The following is a 10,652-nucleotide window of genomic DNA, read 5'->3' as shown; positions in this document are numbered from 1 at the left end:
CAAACTTATCCGAACCGAATTTCACCGTCAACTTCGCACTGAAGCTGTCAGATCCGCTGGCTCGATCCACGATTGACGCACGCCGTATCCGGCGGTCGTTTCTTCGTGGGAAGTCGGCAGACCGGCCGATCACCGTCTCGCGGCGACCCGCCCGGCTCCTGCCGGCTTTGACACTCTACTCGGTCGGCTTCGCGTTCGCAACCCCATGTTTCGGAGTGTCTCGCACCGCCCGATCCAGTCCCGCTCGGCGTCTCCGCCACGATCCTGGCGCCTGCTTTCGGCCGGTTTGCCCCGGCCTCCCGCTTGCAGAGAGAAAGTTACGCGTACGGCCTCCGGAAGGCAAATCAACGATCGTCACTGGACTGTTCGGCCGGCTGTCGTCCCCGGATGGATCACACCCACGGCTGGACCGCCTACGGAGGGCCCGGACGTGCCACAGTGTCTGGCATGGATGACGTGAGCCGGTCGCCGGTCCTCGCCGAGGAGGCGGTCCTCGGTCTGCTCCTGCCCTTCTGGCAGGTGGTCATCGGGGCGTTCGTGCTCGTCGCCGTGCTGGTGTCGATCGGCCGGCTGGCCCGACGGGGACCGTCCCGGATGACCACCGCCCTGCTGGTCACCGCCGGGGCCATCGCCTGTTTCGCCGTGGTCGGCGTCCTGCTCCAAGGCTGACCGGCACCAGGGTCGGCCGGCTCGGAGGTTGACCGGCACCAGGGTCGGCGGGGCGGCGGACCAGCCACGCCCGCGACGGGACACCGGTGTCGGCGGCGGAGGGGCCGGCGACCGACGGACGGTCAGAGCCGGCGGTTGGCCAGGCTGGGCAGCTCGGTGCGGATCCGGTCCAGCCGGTCGAGGTCCAGGTCGACCACGCTCAGCCCCACCCCGTCGGGAACCTGCCCCAGCACCGTCCCCCACGGGTCGACGACCATGCTGCGCCCGAAGCAGGTGCGGCCGGGCTCGTGGTCGCCGGTCTGTCCGGCCGCCGCCACGAAACACTGGTTCTCGATCGCCCGCGCCCGGAGCAGCACCTCCCAGTGGTCCCGCCCGGTGTGCATCATGAAGGCCGCCGGCACCACCAGGAGCTGGGCGCCACCGTCGGTCGCCAACTGTCGGTACAGCTCGGGGAAGCGCAGGTCGTAACAGATCGACAGCCCCACCCGGAGGCCCTCGACGGTGACCACCACCGGCTGGTCCCCCGCCGCCACCGTCGCCGACTCCAGGTACGAGACCCGGCCGGGGATCTCCACGTCGTACAGGTGGATCTTGCGGTAGCTGGCGGCGAGGGTGCCGGAGCGGTCGAAGACCAGCGAGGTGTTGTAGGTGCGGGCGGGATCGGGACCGGTCTCGTGGAAGGAGCCGGCCACCACCCAGATGCCCAGCCGCCGGGCGACCTCGGCGAAGAACGTGCCGACCTCGCCGTCGACGGGCTCGGGCGTCGGCAGCCCCGCCGCCGGCCCGAGGTAGTCGACGTACTCCGGCAGGACCGCCAGGTCCGCGCCGGCGTCGGCGGCCCGGGTCAGCAGGCTCGCCGCGGCGGCGAGGTTCGCCGCCCGGTCGTCGCGGGCGTTGAGCTGGCAGACGGCGACACGCATGGGAGCCAGGGTACGGCCGGGAACCGGGTGCCGAACAGCCTCAGGCCGACTTCTCCTCGCGTTCCCTCCGGGCCCGCCGGCCGGTGAACTCCCGGGGCACGATCGTCGGGTTGACGTTCTCCAGGACCACCTCGCGGGTGATCAGCACCCGGGCGGCGTCGGGGTTGCTCGGCACCTCGTACATCACGGAGAGCAGGACCTCTTCCATGATCGCGCGGAGGCCACGGGCCCCGGTGCCGCGCAACATCGCCTGGTCGGCGATCGCCTCCAGCGCCGAGGTCTCGAACTCCAGCTCGACGCCGTCCAGCTCCAGCAGCCGCTGGTACTGCTTGACGAGCGCGTTGCGGGGCTCGGTGAGGATCGCCACCAGGGCGGCCCGGTCCAGGCTGCGCACGTTGGTGATCACCGGGAGCCGGCCGATGAACTCGGGGATCAGCCCGAACTTGAGCATGTCCTCCGGCATCACCTGACCGAAGATGTCGTCGGTCGACCGGTCGGAGACCGCCCGGAGGCGGGCGCCGAAGCCGGTGCCGCCCTTGCCTGTCCGCGACTCGATGATCTGGTCCAGCCCGGCGAAGGCGCCACCGCAGATGAACAGCACGTTGGTGGTGTCGATCTGGATGAACTCCTGGTGCGGGTGCTTCCGTCCGCCCTGCGGCGGGACGTTCGCCACGGTGCCTTCCAGGATCTTCAACAGGGCCTGCTGGACCCCCTCGCCGGAGACGTCCCGGGTGATCGACGGGTTCTCCGACTTGCGGGCGATCTTGTCGACCTCGTCGATGTAGATGATGCCGGTCTCGGCCCGCTTGATGTCGTAGTCGGCGGCCTGGATCAGCTTCAGGAGGATGTTCTCCACGTCCTCACCGACGTACCCGGCCTCGGTGAGCGCGGTGGCGTCGGCGATGGCGAACGGGACGTTGAGCATCCGGGCGAGGGTCTGCGCGAGGTGGGTCTTGCCGCACCCCGTCGGCCCGATCAGCAGGATGTTCGACTTCGCGACCTCGACGCCCTCGTGGCCCTGGCCCGGGGCGCCGGCCGACTCGGCCTGGATCCGCTTGTAGTGGTTGTAGACCGCGACGGCGAGCGCCTTCTTGGCCTGGTCCTGCCCGACGACGTAGTTGTCGAGGAACTGGCAGATCTCCATCGGCTTGGGAAGCTCTTCCCACTTCACCTCGCCGGACTCGGCCAGCTCCTCCTCGATGATCTCGTTACAGAGATCGATGCACTCGTCGCAGATGTAGACCCCGGGGCCCGCGATGAGCTTCTTGACCTGCTTCTGCGATTTGCCGCAGAAGGAGCACTTGAGTAGGTCGCCGCCGTCACCGATCCGTGCCACCTACGTTCTCCCTGCACTCATCGGCCGGAGCACCGGCCCTGACCTGCGGGCCCGCGGCCCGTCCGTCTCTGGCTGACCCCGCCGGGCCGACCCGGCGAAGCCGTTCGGACCCGACGTTACCCGCTGGTGGAGGTTTCTCCGACCCCCAAAACGGGTGTGTCAGAGGTCGGCCGGGACCGATGCCCCGGAGCCGACCTCTGACCCGAAACCGTTCAGCTGGCCGCGTTCGCCGCCAGCAGGCCCTTCTTGCGGCTGGTCAGGATGGTGTCGACCAGCCCGTACTCGCGGGACTCCTCCGCCGTCATGATCTTGTCACGGTCGATGTCCTTGCGGACCAGGTCGACCGGGCGGTTGCAGTGCTTGCTCAGCATCTCCTCGAGCTGGGTCCGCATCCGCAGGATCTCCCGGGCCTGGATCTCGATGTCCGAGCCCTGCCCGTAGCCGCCCTCGGTGGCCGGCTGGTGGATGATGATCCGCGAGTTCGGCAGGGCCATCCGCTTGCCCGGGGTGCCGGCCGCGAGCAGCACCGCCGCCGCGCTGGCCGCCTGGCCCAGGCAGACCGTGGAGATGTCCGGCCGGACGTACTGCATGGTGTCGTAGATCGCCGTCATGGCGGTGAAGGAGCCGCCGGGCGAGTTGATGTACATGATGATGTCGCGGTCCGGGTCGGTGCCCTCCAGCGTCAGCAACTGCGCCATCACGTCGTTGGCCGACGCGTCGTCGACCTGGACGCCGAGGAAGATGATCCGGTCCTCGAAGAGCTTGTTGTACGGGTTGGACTCCTTGACCCCGTACGACGTGCGCTCGACGAACGACGGCAGGACGTAGCGGTTGTGCACGGCCGCGAACTGGGGCGGCAGGCTCAGGTCGGTCATCGTCAGCTCCTCGGTCAGCTCAGGGTCCCGGCGCCTTCCGGAACCTGCGCGGCTCCGGTGATCACCTTGTCGATGAAGCCGTAGTCCTTGGCCTCCTGGGCGGTGAACCAACGGTCCCGGTCCGAGTCCGCCTCGATCTGGGGCTGGGTCTGACCGGTGTGGAACGCCACCCGCTCCTGGAACATCCGCTTCGTGTAGAGCATCTGCTCGGCCTGGATGGCGATGTCGGAGGCGGTGCCGCCCATGCCGCCGGAGGGCTGGTGCATCATGATCCGCGCGTGCGGCAGTGCGTACCGCTTGCCCTTCGTGCCCGCGCAGAGCAGGAGCTGGCCCATGGAGGCCGCCATGCCCATCGCCACGGTCGACACGTCGTTGTCGATGAACTGCATGGTGTCGTAGATCGCCATGCCGGAGTAGACCGAGCCACCCGGCGAGTTGATCCAGAGGTTGATGTCGCGCTCCGGGTCCTCCGCCGCGAGCAGCAGGAGCTGGGCGCAGATGCGGTTGGCGACCTGGTCGGTCACCTCGCTGCCCAGGAAGACGATCCGCTCCTTGAGCAACCGGTTGTACACCGAGTCGTCGAGGTTGCCAATGTTGTCGCCACCACGGGCCTCGATCGCCCGGAGCGGCTTCGTTGGGATGTGCATGTCGGTCATGGCAGCCCTTCGCTCTCCGTACCGTCCTACCCGACACTAACCGCTCGGCCGGGTGGCAGCGTCCCGGTCGGGGCACTGTTCGCTATCAGCGCACGCGCGCCGCGCGGCGTACCCGGAAAGGGTTTCGGCCGCCGAACGCCGCGAGCGACGGACGGCGGCCGCACCCGACGATCAGTGCTCGTGGTCGTGGTCGTGCGCCTGCTCACCCTCGGCGCGCAGGGCGTCCAGGGTGACCTCGTTGCCGGCCGCGTCCTTGATCTTGATCCGCTCCATCACCGAGGCCAGGGCCTTGCCCCGCCGGACGTCACCGAAGACGGCGCCGGCCGCCCCGGAGCGGACGAGCTGGTCGTAGTACTGCTGCGGGGCCATCCCGGCGCGCTGGGCGCGGTGCACGATCTCGTGGCCGAACTCGTCGTCGGAGACCTGGACGTCCTCGGCGTCGGCCAGGGTGTCCAGCAGGAGCTGGATCTTGACGCCCTGGGTCGCCGCCTCGCGCAGCTCCTCGTCGATCTGCTCCTCGGTCTTCTCCTCGGCGGCGAGGTACTCCTCCATCGACGCGCCGATCCGCTCGAGCTGGTCGACCATGGCCTGCTTGCGGCTGGTGACCTCCTCGCCGACGACCCCCTCGGGGGCCGGCACCTCGGCGGCCTCGACAAGCTGCTCCAGGGCCTTGTCCCGGGCGGCGTAGATCTGCTCGACCCGCTTGCCCTTGGTGACCTTCTCCCGCAGGTCGGCCCGCAGCTCCTCGATGGTGTCGAACTCGCTGGCGAGCTGCGCGAACTCGTCGTTCAGCTCGGGCAGCTCCTTCTCCTTGACCGTGCGGACGGTCACCGCCACCTCGGCGTCCCGGCCGGCGAGCTCCCCGCCGACGAGCTGGGTGGTGAAGGTGGTCGAGTCACCGGCGGCGAGGCCGACCACGGCCTCGTCCAGGCCCGGCAGGAGCTGCTTGCTGCCCACCTCGTGCGAGATGTTGCTGGCCGAGCCGCCCGGCACGTCCGCGCCGTCGACGGTGGCGTTCAGGTCGATCTGCACGTAGTCGCCCTCGGCGGCGGCCCGCTCGACGGTCTTCAGGGTGGCGAACCGCTCGCGCAGGTTCTTCACCTGCTCGTCGATCTCGCTCTCGTCGATCTGGAGCTCGTCGACGGTCACCTCGACGGTGGACAGGTCGGGCAGGGTCAGCTCGGGGCGGACGTCCACCTCGGCGGTGAAGTTCAGCGAGTCGCCGTCGGTGAACTCGGTGATCTCCACCTCGGGGCGACCCAGGGTCTTCAGGTCGTGCTCCCGGACCGCGGCGAGGATGTTCTGCGGGATGGCCTCCTGCACCGCCTCGTTGAGCACGGTGCCCCGGCCCACCCGCTGGTCGATCACGGCGGACGGCACCTTGCCCCGGCGGAAGCCGGGCACCTGGACCTGCTGGCCGATCTCCCGGTACGCCTTCTTGAGGCTCGGCTCGAGCTCGACGAACGGCACCTCGATGGCGAGCCGAACGCGCGTCGGGCTCAGAGTCTCGACGGTGCTCTTCACAGGCGTACTCCTTGAACGGATCTCGGTTGGGTCTGGGCGTCGCGCCGGCGGCGACCGGGCGCGACGACATGATGCGGCCCATCGAGTGTAGGCGAGCCGGCCCGACGCTCCGGCAGCGCCCGGCGGGACCGCCCGGAGACGGCCCGCGGACGACAGTCGGGGTGGCGGGATTTGAACCCACGGCCCCTCGCTCCCAAAGCGAGTGCGCTACCAAGCTGCGCCACACCCCGTGGCGACGTGCAGTCTATGTCGTCCGCGCCCGCCCGGGGCCCCGGGGCGGTCATCACACCCCCGGACCGCCGCGCCCCGCCCTCCACCGCCGTCCCACCAGGGCCCCACCATCAGGGGTACGGCGAACCGGGCCGACCGCCGGGCCCGGCCCCGCGCCGGCCGTCCCGGTCCGCCCGGCGGCGCGGTCACCACCCGGCGGGCGAATCTGGCTGCGCGATCGACCCGGCGACCGGGTAGGCTGTCGGCGCGTCCCGCACCGCGGGGCGTACGCGGGCGTAGCTCAATGGCAGAGCTTCAGTCTTCCAAACTGACGGTGCGGGTTCGATTCCCGTCGCCCGCTCCACACACCGGCTGAGGTCAGAGGCGTTTTCCTCCGATCCCGGGCCGGTCGGCCTCTCCCCCGCTTCGATCCTGCGGGCCATCCGTGGGCCATTGGCTGTTCTGCTCGCCCTTACGTCCGGCATGACGGGCGATCCGCTGGTCCATTGCCGAGGCGATCTCGCGGCCCCGTTCGTTGGTCGCATGCTCGTAGATCAGCGCGGCGCGCATGCTCGCGTGGCCCATCCGGTGTATCAGTTCCCGCGTGCTGGCCCGGAGGCGGCAGCGAGGGTGTTACCGGTGTGGCGCAGGTCTTGCAGAGTGCGCAAGGACCGGAGCCGATGCCTCCGGCGGGGATCTTCGACAGAGATGGGCTTTGCGGCAGAGGAGCGGCACGTGGCGGACGAGGTGTTCCCCAACGATCTTTCCAGCCACTTCTGGACAACGCTGGAACACCGGCCTGAACTCGGTCGATGGCGCTTCGAGATCATCGACTATCAGAACAACGTCCTGCTCAGTGGCTTGGCCTGTAGCGAGCGGCAGGCCGCAGCCATCGTCAACGCATGGGACCAGGTGATCGCAACCTCGCCCGACGAAGAGGACCCCAGCATGGATTGGGTCGATGACTCGGAATGACGGGTGGCCCGCTGTCCCAGGGACGCGTGCAAGCCGGTGGCCGTGACGGGCCCCATCCACGGGCCAGTAACCGTGGCGCACAGCGGTCATGAGCGGGCACGAGCGGCATTCGGCTCTGCTGCCGGCCGCAGGCGTTTCGGGCATCACGGCCGGTAGAGCACGCTCCGCCAAACTGACGGTGCGGGTTCGATTCCCGTCGCCCGCTCCACACCGCTCCGACCCAAGTCGGGGTTGCCGCCCAACCCGGTCGCGGTGGCCGCCCGCCGGTACGAGGTGGATGACACCACCGCCCGGCTGACCGGACAGCAGGGGGAACGGGCCGACCGGGCCGCTGACCGGTTGATCAGCAGGGCGGTGCTGGCTGCGTACCATGCGGGCCGGGCATCCCTCTGGAGGTGGCGGCACGTGGCAGGCCGGCAGGACGGGTACGCGCTGGGTGTCGACCTCGGCACGTCCAACACGGTGGCGGTGCTGCGGCACCCCGACGGGCGTACCCGGCCGTTGCTGGTCGAGGGGGAACCGATCGTCCCGTCCGGGGTGTACGCGGACCCCACCGGCCGGCTGCACGTCGGCCGGGACGCCCGCCGGCTGGCCCAGGCCGACCCGGACCGGTACGAGCCGAACCCGAAGCGCCGCGTCGACGAGCCGACGGTGCTCCTCGGCGACCGCGAGTACGCCCCGGCCGATCTGCTCGCCGCGCTGCTGCGGGCGGTGGCCGACGCGGCGGTCGAGGCGGTCGGCTTCCTGCCTCCGGCGGTGGTCACCTGCCCCGCCACCTGGGACGACGCCCGCAGGCAGGTGTTGACGGAGGCGCTGCTGCGGGCCGGCTGGCCCTCGGCCGCCGAGCACACCCTGTCCGGGCCGGTCCCGCCGGGCACCCGGCTGCTGCGGGAGCCGGTCGCGGCGGCCCGCTACTACACCCAGGTGCTGCGCCGCCCGGTGCCGGTGGGGGCGGCCGTCGCGGTCTTCGACTTCGGCGGCGGCACCCTGGACGTGACCGTGGTCCGCAACCAGGGTGCCGACCCGTGGGGCGACTCGGGTTTCTCGGTCGTCTCCTGCGGCGGCGCGGCCGACCTGGGCGGCCTCGACTTGGACGCGGCCCTGGTCGCCCTGGTGGGCGAGCGGGTGGCCGACAGCCACCCGGAGGTCTGGGCGCGACTGACCGACCCGCACACCACCTCGCAGTGGCGCGACCAGGTGCAGCTCTGGGAGCACGTCCGGGGCGCCAAGGAGATGCTCTCCCGGACCACGGTGGCCCCGGTGGCGGTGCCCGGCGTGGAGACGGCGGTGTCACTGACCCGGGACGACCTGGAACAGCTCGCCACCCCGCTGCTGCGCCGGGCGGTCGCCGTGACCCGGGAGGTGGTCGACGCGGCCGGGCTCGCCCCGGCGGACCTGGCGGGGCTGTTCCTGGTCGGCGGGTCGTCGCGGATCCCGCTGGTCGCCCGGCTGCTGCACGCCGAGCTGGCGGTCGCGCCGACCGTGCTGGAGCAGCCGGAACTGCCGGTCGCCGAAGGCGCGCTGACCGACCTGCCGGCACCCCGACCGGGCCCGACGCCGGCCGCCCCGCTCCCGGCCCTGGTCGGGCCGCCGCCCACCGCCCCCACCGTCCCCACCCCGGGCTCCCCGGCCGTCCCCGACGCTCCCCCGGCCGGGTACCCGGGCCTCGCGGCGACGGCCCCCTACCCCGCGCCCGGCCCCGGCACGCCGGTCCCGCCGGCCGGTGCGCACCCGCCGGCCTGGCCGCCCGGGTACGGCGTACCCGGCTCCCCCGCCGTCGGCGACGCACCGGGACACGCCCCACCCGGGTACGGCGCCGCACCGGGGTACAGCGTCGGCGGGCCGGCACCGGTCGGGCCCGGCCCGGCCCGACCGCGGGGCCGCCGGGGCTGGTGGCTCACCCTGGGGGCGGTCGCCGCCCTGGCCGGGGTGGTCGGCGCGGCGGTGCTGTACCTGACCCGGGACCGCTATCCCGACCTGGAGTTCCACCCGCTCCGGACGGTGGCACGGATCGCCGCCGGCACGGAACGGCCGGTGGACATGTTCACCGCCGTGCTGGACGACCGGGCCTACCTGGCGCACCCCGTGCCGGGTGGCCGGCTCCAGGTGGTCGCCGTCGACACCGGGACCGGCACCGTGCTGTGGCGCGAGCAGACCACCAACGCCGCCGACCGGTGGGCGCGGATCGAGGCCGCTCCGGGCGTGGTCGCCGCCGTCGCCGACGCGCCCGGCAGCTCCACCCCCCGCGACCTGGTGGTGCTCGACGCCCGGACCGGGAAGCAGCGCTGGCACCGGCAGATCCAGGGTGAGGACGAGGTGTTCCTCGGCGACAGCACGGCGGTGCTGGTCGACCGGGTCGGCCACCGACTGGTCGGGCTGCACCCGCAGGACGGGCGGGAGGTCTGGTCACAGGCCAGCCCGCAGGGCTCCGGCGGCAGCACCCGGACCAGCGTGTACCGGGTCACCACCGACGAGGCGACGGGCGGGCCGGCGTTCCCCGACGGGCTGCCCCGCAACCCCTGGCACGGCGACGAGGAACGGTTGGTGCAGGTGGGCGCGGACCGGTCGGTCCGGATCGTCGACCCGGCCGACGGGGCGATCCTGGACCGCCGCGACAACGTCGCCGACCACGACGACCTGGTCGTCGCCCACGCCGACCGGCTGTACGTGGCCGCCGTCGACCGGGGGTACCGGCTGGAGGCGTACGACCTGGGGGAGCTGGGCGAGCCGACTGTCCTGTACACCGCCGGGGAGGACCGGCGGCCGACGGCGTTGACGGCCTGCGGCGAGCACCGGGCGTGCCTGCTGGAGGTGCCCGGCTACGAGGGGGCGCGCACCGAGGTGGTGGCCGCGACGGAGGGCGCGCAGACGCGGCGCTGGTCGGCTCCGGAGGCCGCCACGCTGGTGCCGTTCGGCGAGCACCTGCTCGCCGGGCGTACCTCCCCGGAGAGCGCCGTGACGCTCTTCGACCCGACGGGACGCGCGGTGCTGGCCGACCGGCCCGGGGTGGCGGTCCGGCTGGACGCGGGCAACCTGCTGGTCTTCGCCAACGGGCTGACCACGGTCGAGAGCGACCGCAGCGTCGCCGGCGTGTGGACCGAGTCGGGCACGGTCACCGAACTGGGCGAGGTCAAGGACGTCCGGGGGACGTCCTGCGCGTGGCACACCACGGTCATCGCCTGCGGCGCCGAGAACGACTTCGTGCTGTACCGCTTCGCCGGCACCCCCTGACCCGCCGACCCGGGCCGCTGGCCCGCTCATGGGGGCTGACCGTCGGCCCGGGCTGGTCCCGCCGAGCCGTGCAGGAACCGCCCGCGCGGGGTGGATGAACGGCGGTCGGCCGGGTATGCAGCCGCCGATCTGACGGGGGACGACCAGGGTCGCGGTGGACCGCGACCGGAACCTGCGGGCGGCCGGCGTCGTGCCGGCCCGCCCGTGGGTACCGGGGCCGTGGGTCCCCGGGCCTGTAAGTCCCCGGGCGGGAGTC

General features: G+C 71.9%; 9 protein-coding genes and 2 tRNA genes. 4 read left to right on the top strand and 7 right to left on the bottom strand.

Translation table 11 applies throughout. The annotated features are described in order from the left end of the window. The first annotated feature begins 447 nt into the window (after positions 1-447). Positions 448-669: a hypothetical protein gene (locus ACQUFX_RS32785; protein ID WP_428963979.1), complete on the top strand. Its 222-nt coding sequence runs from the start codon at positions 448-450 to the stop codon at positions 667-669. Between the two features lie 122 nt (positions 670-791). Here ACQUFX_RS32785 and ACQUFX_RS32780 read toward each other — a convergent pair whose 3' ends face one another. The 6 genes from ACQUFX_RS32780 to ACQUFX_RS32755 form a co-directional block, all read right to left on the bottom strand. Then, positions 792-1,589, bottom strand: a complete 798-nt coding sequence (locus ACQUFX_RS32780) for a carbon-nitrogen hydrolase family protein (protein ID WP_428963978.1) — start codon at positions 1,587-1,589, stop codon at positions 792-794. A gap of 40 nt (positions 1,590-1,629) precedes the next feature. Then, on the bottom strand, positions 1,630-2,925 hold the full coding sequence (gene clpX, locus ACQUFX_RS32775) for an ATP-dependent Clp protease ATP-binding subunit ClpX (RefSeq protein ID WP_067370096.1): 1,296 nt from the start codon (positions 2,923-2,925) through the stop codon (positions 1,630-1,632). A gap of 212 nt (positions 2,926-3,137) precedes the next feature. Continuing rightward, the gene (locus ACQUFX_RS32770; protein WP_067370107.1) at positions 3,138-3,800 is read right to left on the bottom strand and encodes an ATP-dependent Clp protease proteolytic subunit; all 663 of its coding nucleotides are present in this window, start codon (positions 3,798-3,800) and stop codon (positions 3,138-3,140) included. 14 nt (positions 3,801-3,814) lie between these two features. Beyond that, positions 3,815-4,456 (bottom strand): ATP-dependent Clp protease proteolytic subunit, encoded by a 642-nt coding sequence (locus ACQUFX_RS32765; RefSeq protein ID WP_067370109.1) that lies wholly within the window; start codon positions 4,454-4,456, stop codon positions 3,815-3,817. A gap of 171 nt (positions 4,457-4,627) precedes the next feature. Further along, positions 4,628-5,980: a trigger factor gene (gene tig, locus ACQUFX_RS32760; protein ID WP_428963977.1), complete on the bottom strand. Its 1,353-nt coding sequence runs from the start codon at positions 5,978-5,980 to the stop codon at positions 4,628-4,630. A gap of 156 nt (positions 5,981-6,136) precedes the next feature. After that, positions 6,137-6,210: transfer RNA gene (locus tag ACQUFX_RS32755), tRNA-Pro, on the bottom strand. Between the two features lie 270 nt (positions 6,211-6,480). Here ACQUFX_RS32755 and ACQUFX_RS32750 point away from each other — a divergent pair. Further along, positions 6,481-6,554: transfer RNA gene (locus ACQUFX_RS32750), tRNA-Gly, on the top strand. Between the two features lie 14 nt (positions 6,555-6,568). Here ACQUFX_RS32750 and ACQUFX_RS32745 read toward each other — a convergent pair. After that, on the bottom strand, positions 6,569-6,775 hold the full coding sequence (locus ACQUFX_RS32745; RefSeq protein ID WP_428963976.1) for a hypothetical protein: 207 nt from the start codon (positions 6,773-6,775) through the stop codon (positions 6,569-6,571). 150 nt (positions 6,776-6,925) lie between these two features. Between ACQUFX_RS32745 and ACQUFX_RS32740 the strand changes: the two genes are divergently transcribed. Continuing rightward, positions 6,926-7,165 carry a hypothetical protein gene (locus ACQUFX_RS32740; protein ID WP_428963975.1) on the top strand — a complete coding sequence of 80 codons (240 nt, stop codon included), beginning with the start codon at positions 6,926-6,928 and terminating at the stop codon, positions 7,163-7,165. Positions 7,166-7,570: 405 nt separating this feature from the next. Next, the gene (locus ACQUFX_RS32735; RefSeq protein WP_428963974.1) at positions 7,571-10,396 is read left to right on the top strand and encodes an Hsp70 family protein; all 2,826 of its coding nucleotides are present in this window, start codon (positions 7,571-7,573) and stop codon (positions 10,394-10,396) included. Positions 10,397-10,652 lie beyond the last annotated feature (256 nt).

This window comes from Micromonospora fluostatini (assembly GCF_050410825.1).
GTDB lineage: Bacteria > Actinomycetota > Actinomycetes > Mycobacteriales > Micromonosporaceae > Micromonospora > Micromonospora rosaria.
Note: the sequence above shows the minus strand (reverse complement) of the source record. Positions and strands in the feature narration are given on the sequence as shown.

What these genes read in the sequence shown, in the direction of transcription:
- ACQUFX_RS32785 (WP_428963979.1), top strand. Translation starts at nt 448, where the DNA reads ATGGATGACGTGAGCCGGTCGCCGGTCCTCGCCGAGGAGGCGGTCCTC.
- ACQUFX_RS32780 (WP_428963978.1), bottom strand. Translation starts at nt 1,589, where the DNA reads ATGCGTGTCGCCGTCTGCCAGCTCAACGCCCGCGACGACCGGGCGGCG.
- ACQUFX_RS32770 (WP_067370107.1), bottom strand. Translation starts at nt 3,800, where the DNA reads ATGACCGACCTGAGCCTGCCGCCCCAGTTCGCGGCCGTGCACAACCGC.
- ACQUFX_RS32765 (WP_067370109.1), bottom strand. Translation starts at nt 4,456, where the DNA reads ATGACCGACATGCACATCCCAACGAAGCCGCTCCGGGCGATCGAGGCC.
- ACQUFX_RS32745 (WP_428963976.1), bottom strand. Translation starts at nt 6,775, where the DNA reads ATGGGCCACGCGAGCATGCGCGCCGCGCTGATCTACGAGCATGCGACC.